This is a genomic window from Dactylosporangium sp. CA-052675, from assembly GCF_050947935.1.
In the GTDB taxonomy this organism is placed as follows: Bacteria; Actinomycetota; Actinomycetes; order Mycobacteriales; family Micromonosporaceae; genus Dactylosporangium.
The window spans coordinates 6,648,827-6,667,004 of sequence record NZ_CP192010.1 but is presented as its reverse complement, the minus strand read 5'-3'; the positions used below and the strand labels follow the sequence as shown (position 1 = coordinate 6,667,004).

Annotated in this window: 19 protein-coding genes; 7 read left to right on the top strand and 12 right to left on the bottom strand. The window is 73.9% G+C overall.

Annotation, left to right across the window (positions count from 1 at the left end):
• Positions 1-45 precede the first annotated feature (45 nt).
• Together ACQP1P_RS29665 and ACQP1P_RS29660 are read right to left on the bottom strand one after the other, a co-directional pair.
• A complete protein-coding gene (locus ACQP1P_RS29665; protein ID WP_433075668.1) occupies positions 46-486 on the bottom strand; it encodes an LppU/SCO3897 family protein in 441 nt (146 codons plus the stop codon).
• A 317-nt stretch (positions 487-803) separates the two neighbouring features.
• The gene (locus ACQP1P_RS29660) at positions 804-1,067 is read right to left on the bottom strand and encodes a hypothetical protein (RefSeq protein WP_350610815.1); all 264 of its coding nucleotides are present in this window, start codon (positions 1,065-1,067) and stop codon (positions 804-806) included.
• 67 nt (positions 1,068-1,134) lie between these two features.
• Between ACQP1P_RS29660 and ACQP1P_RS29655 the strand changes: the two genes are divergently transcribed.
• Complete coding sequence (locus ACQP1P_RS29655) at positions 1,135-1,569, top strand: DUF309 domain-containing protein (RefSeq protein ID WP_433075666.1); 435 nt, start codon at positions 1,135-1,137, stop codon at positions 1,567-1,569.
• 97 nt (positions 1,570-1,666) lie between these two features.
• Here the strand turns inward: ACQP1P_RS29655 and ACQP1P_RS29650 are convergent, their stop codons facing one another.
• From ACQP1P_RS29650 to ACQP1P_RS29640, 3 genes are read right to left on the bottom strand one after another with little or no spacing between them, the layout of a single operon-like run.
• A complete protein-coding gene (locus tag ACQP1P_RS29650; protein ID WP_433075664.1) occupies positions 1,667-2,623 on the bottom strand; it encodes an NAD(P)-dependent alcohol dehydrogenase in 957 nt (318 codons plus the stop codon).
• A complete protein-coding gene (locus tag ACQP1P_RS29645) occupies positions 2,620-2,844 on the bottom strand; it encodes a helix-turn-helix transcriptional regulator (RefSeq protein ID WP_433075662.1) in 225 nt (74 codons plus the stop codon). The genes ACQP1P_RS29650 and ACQP1P_RS29645 overlap by 4 nt, the downstream gene beginning before the upstream one ends.
• 2 nt (positions 2,845-2,846) lie before the next feature.
• On the bottom strand, positions 2,847-3,266 hold the full coding sequence (locus tag ACQP1P_RS29640) for a hypothetical protein (protein WP_433075660.1): 420 nt from the start codon (positions 3,264-3,266) through the stop codon (positions 2,847-2,849).
• A 341-nt stretch (positions 3,267-3,607) separates the two neighbouring features.
• Between ACQP1P_RS29640 and ACQP1P_RS29635 the strand changes: the two genes are divergently transcribed.
• Positions 3,608-3,940 (top strand): STAS domain-containing protein, encoded by a 333-nt coding sequence (locus ACQP1P_RS29635; RefSeq protein WP_433075658.1) that lies wholly within the window; start codon positions 3,608-3,610, stop codon positions 3,938-3,940.
• On the opposite strand, the gene ACQP1P_RS29630 is transcribed toward ACQP1P_RS29635, so the two are convergent.
• Complete coding sequence (locus ACQP1P_RS29630; RefSeq protein ID WP_433075656.1) at positions 3,937-4,140, bottom strand: hypothetical protein; 204 nt, start codon at positions 4,138-4,140, stop codon at positions 3,937-3,939. The genes ACQP1P_RS29635 and ACQP1P_RS29630 overlap by 4 nt on opposite strands.
• 93 nt (positions 4,141-4,233) lie before the next feature.
• Between ACQP1P_RS29630 and paaK the strand changes: the two genes are divergently transcribed.
• Positions 4,234-5,532, top strand: coding sequence for a phenylacetate--CoA ligase PaaK (gene paaK / locus ACQP1P_RS29625; protein WP_433075654.1), 1,299 nt, complete (start codon positions 4,234-4,236; stop codon positions 5,530-5,532).
• 125 nt (positions 5,533-5,657) lie between these two features.
• On the opposite strand, the gene ACQP1P_RS29620 is transcribed toward paaK, so the two are convergent.
• Positions 5,658-7,061, bottom strand: coding sequence for a GH1 family beta-glucosidase (locus ACQP1P_RS29620; protein ID WP_433075653.1), 1,404 nt, complete (start codon positions 7,059-7,061; stop codon positions 5,658-5,660).
• 229 nt (positions 7,062-7,290) lie between these two features.
• On the opposite strand from ACQP1P_RS29620, the gene ACQP1P_RS29615 reads away from it, so the two are divergent.
• A complete protein-coding gene (locus ACQP1P_RS29615) occupies positions 7,291-10,764 on the top strand; it encodes a galactose-binding domain-containing protein (RefSeq protein WP_433075651.1) in 3,474 nt (1,157 codons plus the stop codon).
• A 114-nt stretch (positions 10,765-10,878) separates the two neighbouring features.
• On the top strand, positions 10,879-11,880 hold the full coding sequence (locus ACQP1P_RS29610) for a LacI family DNA-binding transcriptional regulator (RefSeq protein ID WP_433075649.1): 1,002 nt from the start codon (positions 10,879-10,881) through the stop codon (positions 11,878-11,880).
• On the opposite strand, the gene ACQP1P_RS29605 is transcribed toward ACQP1P_RS29610, so the two are convergent.
• On the bottom strand, positions 11,840-12,670 hold the full coding sequence (locus ACQP1P_RS29605; protein ID WP_433075647.1) for a phosphotransferase family protein: 831 nt from the start codon (positions 12,668-12,670) through the stop codon (positions 11,840-11,842). The genes ACQP1P_RS29610 and ACQP1P_RS29605 overlap by 41 nt on opposite strands.
• A gap of 913 nt (positions 12,671-13,583) precedes the next feature.
• Here ACQP1P_RS29605 and ACQP1P_RS29600 point away from each other — a divergent pair.
• Positions 13,584-14,165 (top strand): DUF305 domain-containing protein, encoded by a 582-nt coding sequence (locus tag ACQP1P_RS29600; RefSeq protein ID WP_433075645.1) that lies wholly within the window; start codon positions 13,584-13,586, stop codon positions 14,163-14,165.
• Here ACQP1P_RS29600 and ACQP1P_RS29595 read toward each other — a convergent pair.
• The 3 genes from ACQP1P_RS29595 to ACQP1P_RS29585 all read right to left on the bottom strand — a co-directional run bounded on the left by ACQP1P_RS29595 (position 14,162) and on the right by ACQP1P_RS29585 (position 16,316).
• A complete protein-coding gene (locus ACQP1P_RS29595) occupies positions 14,162-14,821 on the bottom strand; it encodes a class I SAM-dependent methyltransferase (RefSeq protein ID WP_433075643.1) in 660 nt (219 codons plus the stop codon). The genes ACQP1P_RS29600 and ACQP1P_RS29595 overlap by 4 nt on opposite strands.
• Positions 14,822-14,843: 22 nt before the next feature.
• The gene (locus tag ACQP1P_RS29590) at positions 14,844-15,137 is read right to left on the bottom strand and encodes a hypothetical protein (protein ID WP_433075641.1); all 294 of its coding nucleotides are present in this window, start codon (positions 15,135-15,137) and stop codon (positions 14,844-14,846) included.
• A 213-nt stretch (positions 15,138-15,350) separates the two neighbouring features.
• The gene (locus ACQP1P_RS29585) at positions 15,351-16,316 is read right to left on the bottom strand and encodes a LysR family transcriptional regulator (RefSeq protein WP_433075639.1); all 966 of its coding nucleotides are present in this window, start codon (positions 16,314-16,316) and stop codon (positions 15,351-15,353) included.
• On the opposite strand from ACQP1P_RS29585, the gene ACQP1P_RS29580 reads away from it, so the two are divergent.
• Positions 16,315-17,532, top strand: a complete 1,218-nt coding sequence (locus ACQP1P_RS29580; protein WP_433075637.1) for an MFS transporter — start codon at positions 16,315-16,317, stop codon at positions 17,530-17,532. The genes ACQP1P_RS29585 and ACQP1P_RS29580 overlap by 2 nt on opposite strands.
• A gap of 98 nt (positions 17,533-17,630) precedes the next feature.
• Here the strand turns inward: ACQP1P_RS29580 and ACQP1P_RS29575 are convergent, their stop codons facing one another.
• Positions 17,631-18,173 carry a Clp protease N-terminal domain-containing protein gene (locus tag ACQP1P_RS29575; RefSeq protein WP_433075635.1) on the bottom strand — a complete coding sequence of 181 codons (543 nt, stop codon included), beginning with the start codon at positions 18,171-18,173 and terminating at the stop codon, positions 17,631-17,633.
• Between the last annotated feature and the right edge of the window lie 5 nt (positions 18,174-18,178).

Genomic DNA, 18,178 nt, shown 5'->3' with positions numbered 1-18,178 from the left:
GCCTGACGGACGGTGGGCCGGGGGTCGCCCCGGCCCACCGCCGGGTCATGGCTTCGTCGACTTGAGGCAGAGGACGTCGCCCTTCTTGCCCTGCTCGCCCTGCCAGAACGTGTTGGTGCTGTCCGGCCACTGATCGCAGACGGACGTGAACGGGCTGGTCGCCTCGCTCTGCGCCTTGCCGGAGACCTTGCCGAGCACGACGAAGTCCGCGTCACCGCCGTCGCACTTCACGATCTTGAGCTTGTCGTCGCCCGGGTTGTGCAGGCAGTCGCCGACGTTCGCGTTCATGGCCGCGTCGCGGTTGAAGTACCAGGCGGCGCCGAGCAGCGCGCCGAGCAGGACGACCAGCGAGAGCAGGATCGTGACCTGCCGGCGCTTGCCGCTGCTGGCCGGCGCCGCGACCGCGGGCTGCCCCGGCATCGGGTCGTGCGCGGGCGCCTGGGGCTGCGGCGGGGGCTCGGGTTCGGGCTGCGCGGGTGTGGTCATGGTGGAGCCTCCCCGGAATCCGGATGGGTACGGGCTAGGCGTACCGGCTCCCGGGTGCCGATGCGCGTGACTGTCCGTATTCCGACTCGATCCGGCTGTCACGCATGATCCCGGCCGGCATCCCCCCGCACGCGCCATTGCGTGGACGGGGGAGCCGTCGTCCAGGAGGGGGCCGGTCGCGCGGCGCGGGATCGTCGATCGTCGCACCGTGCCCTCCTCGCGTCGCCGAATGCGTGGAAGTCTTTCCGCGACAGCCCCGCCGGGCGTGGCAGGAGGCGGTGACCCGCCTTGGCAGGAGCGAGCGTCAGCGCGCCGGGTCAGCGCTCTATGGGGCGGCGCAGGGAGTAGGTCACCGCGTGCAGGCGGTGCGGCTGACCGATGATCATCGCGGCGCGGTCGTAGGCCTGCCAGCCGTCGGCGCCGGCGCGGTTGAGGTGGCGCAGGTCGTTGAAGCGCTCGTCGGTGCCCCACCGTTGCACGCCGCCCGGGTGGTGGAAGACGGCGTCCCAGTCCTCGAACTTGTCCGTGCCCAGCGTGCCGGCCGCACGGTACTCCAGTCGCGCATATTCCCATTGCGTCACGCGGTCCATCATGCCCGACATCGAGCGGAACCACCGTCACGGAAAACCGTGAAATACGCTGGGAGGCATGGAGCGGGATCGAGACGTCGAGGGCCGGGCGCGCAACCAGCGGCCGCGGGACGAGCTCGGCCGGCCGCTGCCCCGCGGGGCGGCGGGCGTGCCGACGATGCCCGACGATCTCGAGGTCACGCCCGGGGAGGCGCTCGCGCGGGCGCAGGACCTGCTGGACGAGGGGCGGCCGTTCCACGCCCACGAGGTCCTGGAGGCCGCCTGGAAGTCCGCCCCGCAGGCGGAGCGCGAGCTGTGGCGCGGGCTCGCCCAGCTGGCCGTCGGGCTCACGCACGCCCGGCGCGGCAACGCCGACGGCGCCGCCCGGCTGCTGGACCGGGCGGCGCTGCGGATCGCGGCGTATGCGGGCCGGGCGCCGCACGGGATCGACGTGGACGGTCTCGTCGCCTTCGCGCGGGCGGGCGGGGGCGGCACGCCGCGGCTCAGAGCGTGAGCGGGTGGGCGTGGCACGCCCCGGGCTCGCAGCGTGCGTGGGTGCGAGCGCACGCCGTGGCTCGCAGCGTGATCGGGTGGGGGGTGCACGCCGCGGCTCAGAGCGTGAGGGCGACCTTGCCGCGCGGGTGCCCGGCCCGCAGGTAGTCCAGCGCCGAGGCGGCCTCGGCGAGGGGGAAGGTGCGGTCGACGACCGGTGTCAGGGCGCCGGAGGCCATCCAGGCGGCGAGCGTCTCCAGCAGCGGGGCGGTGGCCTTCGACAGCAGGCCGGTCAGGTGCTGGCGGGTGAAGCCGTTGAGCAGGCCCGCGCGCAGCTGCCGGTCGCTGCCCTGCAGCCACCGGCCGCCCCGTTCGCCGCCGACGATCACCAGGGTGCCCGCCGGGGTCAGCAGGTGCCGCAGCGCGCGCAGGGTCCGGCCGCCGCCGGTGTCGAGGACGAGATCCCAGCGGCCGGTGGGCTCGCCGGTCGCGTAGTCGACGACGTGCGCCGCGCCGAGGGAGCGCACCAGGTCCGCCTTCGCGGCCGAGCACACCCCGGTGACCTCGGCGCCGAGGATGCGCGCGATCTGTACCGCGAACGACCCCACCCCGCCGCCCGCGCCCAGGATCAGCACGCGCTGACCCGAGCGCAGGCGCCCCGCGTCGCGCAGGCCCTGCAGCGCGGCGACCCCGGACCCGGCGACCGTCGCCGCCTGCGCGAAGGAGATCCGCTCCGGCTTGCGGGCCAGGCGCCGCTCGGTGGAGACGGCCAGCTCCGCGAAGGTGCCGTCGCCGGTGCCGAACACCTCGTCGCCGACGCGCAGCCCGGTCACCTCCGGCCCGACGGCGGCGACCACGCCCGCGAGGTCGAGGCCCAGGATCGGCCGGCGGGGGCGGCGCAGGCCGAAGCCGGCGGCCCGCACGGCGTAGGGCAGCCCGGTCGCCAGGTGCCACACGCCCTGATCGACGCCGGCCGCGCGGACCTCGACGAGCACTTCGCGGGGCCCGGCCGCCGGCGCGGGGGTCTCGCGGATCTCGAGCGGGTCGCCGTAGCGCCGCCGCACGACCGCCCTCATGACTCCTCCTGCGGGTAGTGGAACACTGCCTCGAGCGGGACGCCGAACGCCCGCGCGATCTGGAAGGCCGCTTCGAGCGTGGGGGAGTACTTGCCCTGCTCGATGGCGTTGACGGTCTGCCGCGTGACCCCGATGCGCTCGGCCAGCTCCGCCTGGGTCATCTCGCCGTGGGCGAAGCGCAGCGCGCGGATCGAGTTCGTGACGCGGGTCGGCTTGCCCACCCCTACATCCCCCGCCGGTACGCGACGATCTTCACGGCCGCCGACGCCAGGGCCGCGAGCACGAACGCCAGGTACAGGGAGTTGGCGATCCAGAAGTACGGGGCCTCGCGCAACGCCAGCACCAGCGGGACGAGGGCGGCGATGCTCATGACGTAGAAGCCGACGTACTCGCCGAGCCGGCCGATCGCGCGGTCCCGCTCGTCGAGGGCCTGCGCGTCCTTCGGCGCGGCGCCGGCGGCGACCGTCACGGCGGCGATGTTGAGCACCACCGACGCGCCGACCGCGACCAGCAGGGGCGTGACGTAGTGCGCGGCGGTGAGGCCCGCGGCGGGCATCCGCAGCAGGAGCGCGATCACGTATCCGGCGTAGACGACGACGGCGACAACGGCGTAGATCCAGGCGCGTTTCTCCTGGTGAGACATGGCCCCTCGCTTCGTGTGTCCAATATCTTTGACATCACGAAGGTAAAGCGAACCCGACATCGTGTCAAGGATGCTTTACATGCCCGAGCGCGGGGGACTGCGAGAAGAATGGGGTGACCAGCGGCGGGCCTGGCAGCGACGGCGCGCAGCGCCGAGCGGTGCCTGGCGGGAGCGACGGTCCGCACCACCGCGGACCCGAGTCATGCGCTTCGGCCGGACCGCGCGCCGCACGCTGATGTGGAAGGCGTTGCGGCCTCGGCCGTGTCGCATCGCGGGAGCGCGCCGTGACCGGGCCGGACCCCGGGGCGGTGAGCGGTGCGCGAGCCGCTACCGTCTACGCCGTGGCGTTCACGATCGACACGGTGGGTGGGCACGGGGTCGTGCGTGCCGAGGGCGAGCTCGACGTCGCCAACGCGCCCGAGCTGCGCGACGCGATCGCCGCCGCGCTCGACGCGCGGCCCTCGCTCGTGGTCGACCTGGCCGCGGTCACCTTCATGGACTCGGTGTCGCTGGGCGTGCTGATCGGCGCGTACAACCGGGCGCGCGAGGCCGGCGGCGGGTTCGCCGTCGTGTGCGCCGACGAGCGGGTCGGGCGCATCTTCCGCATCACCGGGCTCGACCAGGTCTTCATCATCGCCGCGACGGTGGACGCGGCGGCCGGCGCGCTCGGTTAGGTGTTGCGGAGGATGGCGTCGATCTCGGCGATCTCCTCCTCGGTGTGCCGGCCCAGGATCAGGTCCAGCTCGAGGCGCTCGGCCGGGGTCCGGTAGGCGGCGATCTCGCGCTCCAGGCTGCGCCGGGCGCGGCGGGCCTGCATGCGGCCGGCGATCGCGGTGCGAACCCGGCGGGTGGTGGTCTCCATCGCGGTACTCATGGCTTTACTGTATCGATTCAGAAGGGCCGCCGGGCGGCGCGCGGGCGTGATCGGGAGCACGCACGCGCTGAGCTGCGGGTGCAGGATGGTCCTGTGCGTGACGTCACCCCCGCCCCCGGCATCCTGGAGCCGATCGAGACCGCCTCCCGCGACGAGCTGGCCGCCCTGCAGCTCGCCCGCCTCCAGCAGACCGTGCGGCACGCGTACGAGCACGTGCCGCACTACACGGCCGCGTTCGAGGCGGCCGGAGTGCACCCGTCGGATCTGCGCGACCTCGCGGACCTGGCGCGATTGCCGATGACGGCGAAGGCCGACCTGCGCGCGAACTATCCGTTCGGCATGTTCGCGGTCCCGCGCGAGCGGGTGGCCCGCATCCACGCCTCGTCGGGCACGACGGGCCAGGCCACGGTCGTGGGCTACACGAAGGCCGACGTGGACACCTGGGCCGGGCTCATGGCCCGCTCGATCCGGGCCGCGGGCGGGCGCCCCGGCGACCTGGTGCACGTGGCCTACGGCTACGGGCTGTTCACCGGCGGCCTGGGCGCCCACTACGGCGCCGAGCGCCTCGGCTGCACGGTCGTGCCCGTCTCCGGCGGCATGACCGAGCGGCAGGTGACCCTGATCCGGGACTTCCGGCCCGACGTCATCATGGTGACGCCGTCGTACCTGCTGGCGATCGTCGACGAGATGGAGCGCCAGGGCCTCGACCCGCGGGACACCTCGCTGCAGGTGGGGATCCTCGGCGCCGAGCCCTGGACCGAGGACATGCGCGCGGAGCTGGAGCGGCGCCTGGAGATGCACGCCGTCGACGTCTACGGGCTGTCGGAGGTGATGGGCCCCGGCGTCGCCAACGAGTGCGCCGAGACCAAGGACGGCCTCACGATCTGGGAGGACCACTTCTACCCGGAGATCGTCGACCCCGTCACCGGCGCGGTGCTGCCCGACGGCTCCTACGGCGAGCTGGTGCTCACGTCGCTGACCAAGGAGGCGATGCCCGTGATCCGGTACCGCACGCGCGACCTCACCCGCCTGCTGCCCGGCACCGCGCGCACGATGCGCCGCATGGAGCGGATCGCCGGCCGCAGCGACGACATGATGATCGTGCGCGGCGTGAACGTGTTCCCGACCCAGATCGAGGAGCTCCTGCTGCGCCGGCCGTCCCTGGCGCCGCATTTCCAGTGTGTACTGTCCCGCGCCGACCGCCTCGACGTGCTCACCGTGCGCGCCGAGCGCCGCCCGGGCTCGGCCCCGCAGGCGGCCGAGGCGGACGCGCGGGAGCTGGAGCGGGCGGCGAAGGGCTCGATCGGCGTGACGATCCGCGTGGCGGTGGCCGAGCCCGGCACCGTGGAGCGCTCGGCCGGCAAGATGCGCCGCGTCCTGGATGAGCGCTGACGAGCGCTGATGAGCGCTGACGAGCGCTGATGAGCGCTGACGAGCGCTGACGAGCGCTGGGCCCCGACGGCGGCCGGGCGCTGGCTGGGCGTGGGCCGGCCGCCGTCGAGGGGGCAGGGGCCGGCTCAGATGGCGTTGCGCGCGATGGCCTCGGCGTACCAGCGGCCGCTCGCCTTGATCGTGCGCTCCAGCGTCGCGTAGTCCACGCGGATCAGCCCGAAGCGGCGGCTGAAGCCGAACGCCCACTCGAAGTTGTCCAGCAGCGACCACACGAAGTAGCCGCGCAGGTCCACCCCCGCCGCGATCGCCTCGTGCACGGCCGCCAGGTGGCCGCGCAGGTAGGCGATGCGCTCCGGGTCGTCGACGCCGCCGTCGGGGCCGGGGCGGTCGTCGTACGCGGCGCCGTTCTCGGTCACGTAGATCGGGCGGTCGCCGTAGTCGCGGTTGATGCGCAGCAGCAGGTCCCGCAGGCCCGTCGGGTCCACCGACCAGCCCATGTGCGTCACCGGGCCCGGCGTCGGGTGGAACCGGACGGCCTGCGCCGTCGGGTAGGGCGTGTTGTGGTCCAGCTCGCCGTCGGGGGCCGCGCTCACCAGGTCCGGCTGGTAGTAGTTGACGCAGATCGCGTCGACCGGGGCCGAGATCGTCGCGAGGTCGCCCGGCTGGACGAAGTGCCAGTCGGTCAGGTCGCGGGTGTCCTCGATGGTGTCGGACGGGTACGACCCCCGCAGGATCGGGTCGAAGAAGATCCGGTTCAGCAGCCCGTCGATGCGCCGGGCGGCGTCGGCGTCGGCCGGGCTCGCGGTCAGCGGGCGCACGGCCCCGGCGTTGAGCGCCACCGAGACCTGGCCCGTCACGCCGGCCGCGCGCAGGGCCGCGACGCCCAGCCCGTGCGCCAGCAGCAGGTGGTGGGTCGCGGTCAGCGCGCCGACGTGGCCGCGGCGGCCGGGGGCGTGCCCGCCGGTGCCGTAGCCGAGGAAGGCCGAGCACCAGGGCTCGTTGAGGGTGTTCCACATGGCCACCCGGTCGCCGAGGCGGGCGCCGACCGCGGCCGCGTAGTCGCCGAAGCGCAGCGCGGTGTCGCGGGCCGTCCAGCCGCCGCGGTCCTCGAGCTCCTGGGGCAGGTCCCAGTGGTAGAGGGTGGCGACCGGGCGCACGCCCGCGGCCAGCAGCTCGTCGACGAGCCGGTCGTAGAAGTCGAGGCCCGCCTCGTTGACGGCACCGTTGACGCCGCCGCCGGCCGGGCGGACGCGGGGCCAGGCGATGGAGAACCGGTACGCGGACAGCCCGAGCTCGGCCATGAGCTTGACGTCCTCGCGGTAGCGCAGGAAGTGCCCGGTCGAGGTGGCGCCCGTGTCGCCACCGTCGATCCGGCCCGGCTGGGCCGCGAACGTGTCCCAGATCGACGGGGTGCGGCCGTCGGCGTCCACGGAGCCCTCGATCTGGTACGCGGCCGTCGCGGCGCCCCACCAGAACGTCGAGGGGAAGGTCAGCGCGTCCTGCGTGGCCTGGACTGCCGTCGTGCTCACACGTATCACCCCGTGCCTCGTAGGGAGTGGTTGGAGAGCGCTCTCCAAACTGTGTGACCAGACTGCGACCCTTTGTGGGCGAGTGTCAAGGTCCGGGGGTGCTCCCGATTGCCGCGAATAGCCGCGAACCCTTGACACGACGGAAACGGCCGGACAACACTGCGAGCAATCGGAGAGCGCTCTCCAAACCGCCGCGGCGCTCTCCACACACCCCGCAAGGAGCCCCCTCGTGCATCCGGCGCACACGTCCGCCCCCGCCTGGCGGAAACTCCTGACCTCGCGATGGCGCATCGCCCTGGTGCTCGCCGTCGTCGCCGCCGTCGCCGTCGTGGTCGCGCCGTTCGCGCGCGCCGCCGACGGCCTGATCTCGCAAGGCAAGCCCGTCACGGCCTCCTCGGAGCAGGCCGCCGATGTCGCCGCCAGCTACGTCAACGACGGCAACGCGGGCACCCGCTGGAGCAGCCAGTGGAGCGACCCGCAGTGGATCCGCATCGACCTCGGTGCGACCGCGACGATCAGCCAGGTCAAGCTGAGCTGGGAGGGCGCCTACGGCAAGGCCTTCCAGATCCAGACCTCGGCCGACGACCAGAACTGGACGAACATCTACAGCACCACCACCGGCACCGGCGGCCAGCAGACGCTCGACGTCACCGGCACCGGACGCTACGTGCGCATGTACGGCACGGTCCGCGGCTCCGGCTACGGGTACTCGCTGTACGAGTTCCAGGTCTACGGCACCATCGGCGGCACCACGAACCCGACCGGCGGCGCCTGCAACACGACGACCAACGTGGCGCAGGGCAGGACGGCCACGGCCTCGTCCTCGGAGGGCGCGGGCAACGGCCCGCAGTACGCGGTCGACGGCGACGCCGGCACCCGCTGGAGCAGCCAGTTCAGCGACCCGCAGTGGATCCAGATCGACCTCGGCTCGACCCAGTCGATCTGCCAGGTGGTCCTGCAGTGGGAGGCCGCCTACGGCAAGACCTTCCAGCTGCAGACCTCGGCCAACGGCACGGCCTGGACGGACATCTACTCCACCAGCACCGGCACCGGCGGCACGCAGACCATCCCGGTGAGCGGTTCCGGGCGCTACATCCGCATGTACGGCACCGCCCGCCCCGGCGGCTACGGCTACTCGCTGTGGGAGTTCAAGGTGTTCGCCGGCGGCGGCACCACCACCACGTCGCCGACCCCCTCGACGTCCCCGTCGACCCCGCCGACCCAGGAGCCCGGCTGGACCACGGTCTGGCAGGACACGTTCGACGGCGCGGCGAACACGTCGCCGTCCGCGGCGAACTGGCTCATGCGCACCGGCACGCAGTTCCCGGGCGGGGCCGCCAACTGGGGCACCGGTGAGGTCGAGACGGCCAGCAACAGCACGGCCAACGTGTACCTCGACGGCGCCGGCAAGCTCAACATCAAGGCGATCCGCGACGGCGCCGGCAACTGGACCTCCGGCCGCCTGGAGACCCAGCGCACCGACTTCCAGGCCGCCCCGGGCGAGCAGGTGAAGTTCACCGCGCTGGTCAAGCAGCCCGACGTGTCCAACGCCGCCGGCTACTGGCCCGGCTTCCGCGCGACCGGCGCGGCCTACCGGGGCAACTACAACAACTGGCCGGGCGTCGGCGAGACCGACATCATGACCGACGTCAACGGCCGCAGCCAGCTCTCGCAGACCCTGCACTGCGGCACCGCGCCGGACGGCGTCTGCGGCGAGTACAACGGCCGCTCCTCGGGCCTGGCCTCCTGCGTCGGCTGCCAGACCGGCTACCACGAGTACACCCAGGTCATCGACCGCACGAAAACCGACGAGGAGATCCGCTTCTACCTCGACGGCAAGCAGTCCTGGGTCGTGCGGGAGAGCCAGGTCGGCGTGACGGCGTGGAACAACGCCGTGCACCACGGGTTCTACCTGCGCTTCGACCTGTCCATCGGCGGCTCGCTGCCCAACGCGATCGCCGGCTTCACCACCCCGACGCCGAACACCACCTCCGGCGGCATCCTCTCCGTCGACTCGGTGACGGTGTCGAAGGCGACGGGCACGGCTCCGGCCGCGATGACCGACCCGGCGACGCCGGCCGGCCCGAGCGTGGTCAAGGTGACCGGCAGCCAGGGCAACTGGCAGCTGCAGGTCAACGGGCAGCCGTGGGAGGTCAAGGGCCTCACCTACGGCCCGCCGCAGGGCGCCGCCGACGGCTACATGCGCGACCTGAAGAACCTGGGCGTCAACACGATCCGCACCTGGGGCGTGGACGACGCGCAGACCCCGGAGCTGCTCAACCGGGCCGCGCAGCAGGGCCTCAAGGTCGTCGTCGGGCACTGGCTGAACCAGGGCGCCGACTACGTCAACGACACCACGTACAAGAACAACACCAAGACCGAGATCGTCAACCGGGTCAACGCGCTGAAGAACAACCCGGGCGTGCTCATGTGGGACGTCGGCAACGAGGTCATCCTCACGATGCAGGACCACGGGCTGTCCGCGGCCGACGTCGAGGCGCGGCGGGTGGCGTACGCCAAGTTCGTCGACGAGCTCGCCGTGGCCATCCACGCGGCCGACCCGAACCACCCGGTCACCTCGACCGACGCGTACACCGGCGCCTGGCCGTACTACAAGGCCAACTCGCCGCACCTGGACCTGCTGGCCGTGAACTCCTACGGGGCGATCGGCAACGTCAAGCAGGACTGGATCAACGGCGGGTACACCAAGCCGTACATCGTCACCGAGGGCGGGCCGTCCGGCGAGTGGGAGGTGCCCAACGACGTCAACGGGGTGCCGAACGAGCCGACCGACCTGCAGAAGCGCGACGGCTACACGGCCAGCTGGAACGCCATCAAGTCGCACCCGGGCGTGGCCCTCGGCGTGACCGAGTTCCACTACGGCCTCGAGAACGACTTCGGCGGCGTCTGGCTCAACACGTACCCCGGCGGCTGGCGCCGGCTCGGGTACGGGGCGCTGAAGCAGGCCTACACCGGTACCCCGCTGGCCAACACCGCGCCGCAGATCACCGCGATGACGGTGTCCAACCAGACGGCGGTGCCGGCGGGCGGGCAGTTCACGGTGAACGTGGCGGCGAGCGACCCCAACGGCGACACGATCCGCTACAACCTGATGGCCAGCGACAAGTACATCACCGGCGGCACCGGCTTCCGGAACGTGAACTTCACGCAGAACGGTTCCACGTTCACGGTCACGGCGCCGGAGAAGCTGGGCGTCTGGAAGATCTACGTGTACGCCTTCGACGGCCAGGGCAACGTCGGCATCGAGACCCGCTCGTTCAAGGTGGTCGCGCCCAGCATCCCGGGCACGAACCTCGCCCTGAACAAGACGGCGACGGCGTCGAGCTACCAGCCGACCGGCACCAACGGCCCGCAGCTGCCCTCCTACGCGGTGGACGGCAACTACGGCACCCGCTGGGCCAGCGAGTGGCTCGACACCGCCTGGATCACCGTCGACCTCGGCTCCAAGCAGACCTTCAACAAGGTTTTCCTGGCCTGGGAGGACGCCTACGCGAAGGGCTACCAGATCCAGACGTCGGACGACAACGCCACTTGGACGACGATCTACTCGACCACGGCCGGCGACGGCGGGTTCGACGACGTCAACGTCAACGGCAACGCCCGGTACGTGCGGATCAACGGCCAGACCCGGGCGACGACCTACGGCTACTCGCTGTGGGAGTTCGGGGTATATCGGTCGTAAGTTACGGATGATTTGAGCTGAAAGCGCTCTCTGGGCCTATTGCCTGGAGAGCGCTTTCCGTATGGCGTGCTATAAAGGCGCGTGACCGAGAAGAGGCGACCGACTCTGGAAGACGTGGCCGAGGCCGCGGGCGTGTCGCGGGCCACCGTCTCGCGGGTCATCAACGGCGTGCGCAACGTCGACCCGAAGCTGCACGAGATCGTGTGGCAGGCCGTCGACGCGACCGGATACGTGCCCAACCGGGCCGCCCGGTCGCTGGTGACCCGCCGCAGCGGCACGGTCGCCCTGGTCGTCTCCGACGCCGTCTCGCACGACGACGACCCGTTCATGCGCCGCTTCTTCGCCGACCCGTTCTTCGGCCGCATCGTCGGCGGCGTGATGAGCGTCCTGCGGCCCAAGGGCATCCAGCTGGCCCTGCAGATCGTCGGCAACGAGGAGGCCCGCACCCGCCTCGTCGGCGACCTCGGCCAGGGCCAGGCCGACGGCGCCGTGGTCCTGAGCCTGCACCCGGACGACACCCTGCCCCAGCAGCTGTGCGAGGCGGGCATCGCGGCCGCGCTCGTCGGGCGCCCCGCGCAGCCGGTGCCGATCTCGTACGTCGACCTCGCCAACGACGCCGGCGGCGCCCTGGCCGCCGAGCACCTCCTCGGCCGCGGCTGCACCCGGCTCGGCATGATCACCGGCCCGGCCCACGTGCCCGCCTCGCAGGACCGCCTGACCGGCTTCCGCCAGGCCCTCGCCCGCCACGGCCACGCCTGGTTCCCGACGGTCGAGGGCGGGTTCACCTACGAGTCCGGGGAGTCCTCGCTGCTGGAGCTGATGCGGCAGTACCCCACCGTCGACGGCGTCTTCGTGGCCAACGACCTCATGGCGCAGGGCGCGCTCATGGCCCTGCGCAGCCTCGGCCGCCGGGTGCCCGAGGACGTGGCCGTGGTCGGCTTCGACGACAGCAGCGCCGCCCTGGACGCGCGGCCGCAGCTCACGACGGTCCGCCACCCGCTCGAGGACATGGCCGCCGAGACGACCCGCCTGGTGCTGGCCCGCATCGACGACCCCGGGCTGCGCGTCGAGTCGGTCATCTTCGACCCGAAGCTGGTGGTCCGCCGCTCGGCCTGAACAGCCACGCGGCCTGCCGGCGGCTCTTGCCGGCGTAGTGGTGCTCGCGCTGCGACAGGCCGTACGCGAGATCCTCGATGAGCCCGCAGCGCGCGTGGAACAACGCGCGCTCCCGCAGCCCGGCCGGCGGGGGAGGGGCGCTCGGCCCGAGGTCGCGCAGCAGGAGCCCGTAGTCGCGGGCGGGATCACAGATCGCGGCGTCGCTCCAGTCGATCAGCCCCGTGACCGCGCCCGTCGCCGGGTCCACGAGCACGTGCTCGGCCCCGAGGTCGTTGTGCGAGAACACCAGGCGCTCGGCGGCCGCCGGCGGGTCCTGGGCCAGGAACGCCGCCGCCTCCGGCAGCTCGAGCCCGGCGGCGAGCTCCCGCGCCTCGTCCAGCCACGCCTGCGGCGGGTCGGCGTCGCGCGGCACCAGGTCCGCGAAGCGAGCCGGCGGCTGCGCGTGCAGGGCCCGCAGCGCCGCCCCGAGCGTGTCCGCGACCCCGCCGAGGTCCGCGGGCGGTCGCAGCATGAGCGGTACCCCGCCGAGCAGCGCATACCCGAGCGCCCCCTCGGCCGCGAAGGCCGGCTCGGGCACGGCCACGATCCCGCGCAGCACGTCGGCGACCTCGGCGAGCAGCCGCGCCTCCCGGGCCACGTCGAGCGCGTCCGGGTCGGACGGGAACCGGACGACCCAGGCCCCGCCGACGAGGTACGCGGTGTTGTCGAGCCCTTGCCCGAGCGGCTCGACCCGGCCGGCGTCGACGCCGGGCAGGTGCCGGCGTACCACGCCGCGCACGTCATGCTCCACGCTGCAGCATGCTATCCGGGCGGCGGCCGGCCTCGGCGCCGCCGAGGCGCTGGTGCGGCGCCTGATGCGCGGCCGGCACCCCGGCCCGCACTGTCCGCTGGAACCGACCGTGGTGTGTGCGCATGCCGGTCGCGCCGCGGGCCGTCGTCGCCGAGCGGTGATGGCGGGCCTGCGCCCGCGGTGGGGGGGAGCTGGTTTCGATATGTCGGGCGCTTCGCGCCGCGACATATCGGACTTTTCGCCTGACGGGCCAAATATGCGGTTCCGGGGGGTCTTCGCGCAGGGCTGCTGCGCGCGTGCGGTGCCCGCGCAACCGGGCGTTGCGCATTGGCGTGGCGGCTGGGAGAGCGCTCTCCCAAGATTGCTCCGGCTCGGGGTCCGAAGGGCCTTTCCGCTGTTGACACCGGCTGGGGAAGCGGTGAGACTGGGTGCTACGGAGAGCGCTCTCCAACGGATCGGGTGCCGGCGGAGCGTGCTGTCCGGGGCGGCCGGTGCAGCGGGTCAGCGGGCCTGACGGGGGCTGACTGGGTCGCCCGGCGGAGTGCGCACGAGCGCGGTCGTTCGGGTCGGTCATCCAGGCGGGGGCTGCCCGAGCGTCCGCGGCGTGTCCCGGGCGGGGCACCTCGGCGCGCGCCGGCGGGAGACGTCGTCCGGCCCGGTGCCGGGCGATCCGCGCAGCCGTCGTGGCGGTGACCGGGTTGGGGTCCCCGCCACCGGGCGCGGCACCACGCCGCACCCGCGCCGACCTTGCGGCCGCGGCGTTCCACCGCGGGCTCTGGGCGCCCGGGAACGCCGCGGCCGCAGGTTCGCCGACAGGCGTTCCACCGCGGGCGCGGGCGCCGAAAACGCCCTGACCGCGGGCTCCGGGCGCCCGGGAACGCCCGCGCCCTCGACAAAGGAGGTCGCCCACACCATGCGACGCCGACCGCCGCCACGGCCGACCGCGCCCATCTACCTCGCCGGCCTGCTCGCCGTGCTCGCGCTCGGCGCGGGCTGCGGTGCCGAGCCGGCACCGGGCACCGCCCCGCCGCCGGCCGTCACCGCGGCCGCCTCGGAGTTCGGGGGCACCGACCTCGCCTGGGTCGAGCTCATGATCCCGATGGACGAGCAGCTGCTGCCGGTGCTGGACCTGGTCCGCACCAAGGCCGCCGACCCGGCCCTGGTGGCCCTGGCGGGGGAGCTGCGCGGGACGTACGACCAGGAGATCCCGCGCCTGAGGGCCCTCTCCGACCGGGCCGGCCTGCCCAAGGACAACCCGCACGCGGGCCACAAGATGCCCGGCCTCGTCGACGCCGACCTGCTGGCCCGGCTGCGCGCGGGCACGGGTCCGCAGTTCGAGCAGCAGGCCGTCGCCACCCTCCGCGAGCACCTCGACCAGCTGCGGAACCTGGCCACCTCGGAGCTCGCCAACGGCACCAGCCCCGCGGTGAAGACCCTCGCCGAGCAGGTCGCCAAGACCCGCGGCGACGCGAGCGCGCGGCTGCCCAAGGGCTAGAACGGCTCGAACTGCCGGAACGGGGGCTCGTACGCCTCCCGCGGCAGCCGGAACGCCTGGCAGCGATCCCCGCCGAGGGCATCGGGCAGCGCCGTCCAGCCGAGGTTGCGCTCGAAGTAGGCGGCGGCGGTGCGCACCGACGGGGCCCAGTAGTCGTCGAACACGATCAACCCGCCGGGCCGGACGATCTTGCGCAGGAAGTAGGCGTCGACGAAGACCTCGTGGAAGCGGTGGCTGCCGTCGACGAAGGCCGCGTCGGCGACGAAGCCGTCGGTGAGCAGCTGCGGCAGGGCGATCGAGGACCAGGCCGGCACCAGGCGGGCGATCGCGTCCAGCCCCGCGTCGCGCAGCAGGGACCAGCCGGCGCCGGCCCACACGCTGTCCTGGAACGGGTCGACGATGACGTGCCGCGCGTCCGGCGCGCCGACGGTCAGCAGCGCCTCGCCGATCGCCAGCGCGGAGCTCGCGTAGGCGAGCCCGATCTCCACGACGGATGCCGCGCGCTCGGCGACGAGCAGGTCCCGGAGCCGGTCGCAGTCGTCCTCGGGCAGGCTGACGGTCTCGAACTCGAGCCCGTTGCCGGCCGACCACGTCGCACCCTCGCGGGCGAGCCGCCCGCGGACCCGCCTGACCCGCAACACGCCGTCGATCGTCACCCCGTCAGTGTCGCCGCCGCTGTCACGCGGTGCACGTGGTCGTCGGGCGCGGGCGGTGGGGGCGGCGGCCGGCCGGGGGAGGCGTGGGCCGGTACACCGTGCTGACCATCGCGATCGCCCAGCGCATCCGGGCCACGGCGATCTCGGGGTGATCGCCGAACTCGCCGGCCACGCACGCCGCGCAGCCGCGGCTGCCGAGCCGCGCGAAGGACTCCGCAACCGCCTTGCGCACCTCGACCGCCGCCGGCGACTCCGAGGACTGCACGCTGGAGACGAACAGCGCCTCGGCTCGCGCGTTCGCCAACACGTCGGGCATCTCGCACCTCCCTGGAACGTTCACCCTGCCCACACCGTACGAACCCGGCGCGCCGCCCGCATCCGGGACGCGACCCCGGCGCATCCCCGAGGTCCGGCCCTGAGCCGGCCCGGCGGATCCGCGCGACGGATTCGGCCCCGGCCGGGCGGGGAGCACGCACGCGCGGGGACCACCCTCCAGTAGAGCATCCGGCGCGGTGGTGCGCGGGCCGGTTCAGATGCGGTACGCGTCCACCAGCTCCAGCAGCGCCCGGACCGCCGCGCTCGGGCGGCGGCCCGACGCCGTGGCGATCGCGAAGGTCCAGCGCAGCTCGGCGTCGATCGGCACCACGCCCAGGCCCGGCTCGTCCGGCGCCGAGAAGCGCGGGATCAGGGCCACGCCCAGGCCCTCGCGCACGTACTGCCGCACGGTCGCGATGTCGGCCACCTCCACGGCCACCCGGCGGCGCAGCCCCGCGGCGGCGAACCCGCGGTCGACCTCGGCGCGGTTGCCGTAGCCCGGCGGGGAGTCGACGAAGGGCTCCTCGGCGAGGTCGGCGAGCGTCAGGCGGGGGCGCCCGGCGAGCGGGTGGGCGGCGGGCAGTACCGCCACGATCGGCTCGGCCGCCAGGGTGCGCACGGACAGCCCGGCCGGGGCGCGGCCCGGCAGCGACAGGAACGCCACGTCCAGCTCCCCGTCCAGCAGGCTCGCCGCGAGGCCCGCCGAGCCGGTCGGGGCGGCGCGCAGGCGCAGGTCGACGGCGGGGTGCTCGGCGCGGTACCGGCCGAGCAGCCCCGGCAGGTCCACGAACCCGACCGAGATCAGGGTGCCGATGCGCACCGTGCCGCGCAGGCCCCCGCGGACCTCGGCGACGGCGTCCCGGGCCGCCTGGGCGGCGTCGATGGTGGCCCGGGCGGCGGGCAGCAGCGCGGCCCCGGCGTCGGTGAGCACCACCCGCTGGGAGCTGCGCTCGAACAGCCGCGCGCCGAGCTCGCGCTCCAGGGCGCGCACGGCCGCGGAGACCCCGGACTGCACGACCCGCAGGCGCTGCGCCGCGCGCGTGAAGTTGCGCTCCTCGGCGACGGTCACGAAGTACACGAGATGGCGCAGCTCCACGGGAGCATCATCGCATTCGGTGATGATCGCGAGCACGAAGATTCGTTGGCGGTGCTGGTCGCCGAGGGGGAGGCTCGCTGCCATGACCACCGTCCTGACCCGCCCGGCCGAGCGCCGCGCGGCCGATCGCCGTCTCAGCCACGAGCAGGGGTTCTGGGCGATCGCGTTCGCGTTCGCGGTGTCCCTCGCGTTCACCGTCGTCCCGACGCCGCTGTGGGCGCTCTACCAGCGGCACGACGGGTACTCCACGATCGCCGTCACGGTCGCGTTCGCCGCCTACGCGCTCGGCGTCATCGCCAGCCTCTTCCTCGCCGGGCACGTCTCGGACTGGCTGGGCCGCCGCCGCGTGCTGCTGCCGGCCGTGCTCTTCGAGGCCGTCGCCGCGACCCTGTTCCTCGCCTCGACCGCGTTCGGCGTGGTGATCGTCGCCCGGGTGCTCTCCGGCCTCGGCATCGGCCTGATCACCGCGACCGCCACGGCGCACCTGTCCGAGCTGCACGCCAAGGCCCGCCCGGGCGCCGGCCGGGCCCGCGGCGACCTCGTGGCCACGGTCGCCAACCTCGGCGGCTTCGCGTTCGGCCCGATCGTGTCGGGCCTGCTCGCGCAGTACGTGCCGGCGCCGCTGCGCACGCCCTACCTGGTCTTCCTCGGGCTGCTGCTCGTCGCCGCGGCGGCCGTGGCGTTCGCGCCGGAGACGGTGACGCCGTCGTCGCGGCGGTACCGCCCGCAGCGCGCCGGCGTGCCCGAGGCGGCCCGGCCACGGTACTTCGCCGCCGCGGCCGGGGCGTTCGCCGCGCTGTCGGTCCTGGGCCTCTTCACGTCCCTGGCCCCCGCCTTCGTGGCCGGCACGCTGCACCACCCGTCGCGCGCCCTGGCCGGCGCCGTGGCGTCGCTGGTCTTCGGCTCCGGCGCCGTGGCCCAGGTCCTGCTGCGCCGCCGCTCGATCCGCGACCAGCTCGCGACCGGCCTGGCCCTGATCGTCCTCGGCCTCGCCACGGTGACCGCGGCCGTCTGGGCCGAGTCCCTGCCGGCCTTCCTGCTCGGCGGCGTCCTGGCCGGCGCGGGCGCGGGCGCCCTGCTCAAGGGCGCGATCTCGACGGTGGCCGCCCTGGCCCCGGCGCCGGTGCGCGGCGGGGCCCTCGCGGGCGTGTTCCTCGGCGGGTACCTCGGCCTGGCCGTCCCGGTCCTCGGCCTGGGCATCCTGACCCAGCTCGTGAGCGCGCCGGTGGCCCTGCTGGGCTTCGCTGCGGCGATCGCCACCCTGGCGGCCGTGGTGAGCCGCCCCCTGCTGCGCCCCTGAGTCCGGCGCGGCGGTCACCGGGCGAGGTCGAGCAGGAGCGGCAGGATCAGCAGCAGGTAGACGAGTGCGCCCGCGGCCGGGCCGGGCCGGGCCGGGGCCTAGCCGCGGGCATGCGTGAACCCCGCGAGCGCCGCCACCACCGCCGCCCGGAAGCTCGCCAGGTCGAGGCCCCGGGCGCGCAGGAACTCGCCCGCGCGGCCGGACGGCTCCGCGAGCAGGCCCAGCAGCAGATGCTCGCAGCCCACGTAGTTGTGGCCCAGGCCGGCGGCCTCGGCGTGGGCGAGTTCGAGCGCCGCCAAGGCCGGGCCCGACCACTGCGGCACCGCGTCCTCCGGCCCGAGCGGCGCGTCGCCCAGCGGCGGCAGGAGGCGCACGGCCAGGTTCGTGCCCTCGGTCAGCACGCCGTGCAGCACGTCCGCCGTCGTCACGGCCGAGTCCGTGCGCTGCGTCGCCAGGCGCAGGGCGGTGCGGGCGCGGGCGGTCCAGTTGGGCAGTTCCACGTCGCCGGAGCGCAGCGCGGTCACCCGCCGAAGCGCCTGCTCCAGCGCGCGCTCGCACAGGCTGGAGGCCGGGAGCCCGGATCGCGCCAGGGCCTCGGCGAGGTCGTCGGGGAGGGTTACGTCGATGCGCACCGTCGTCATCCCCC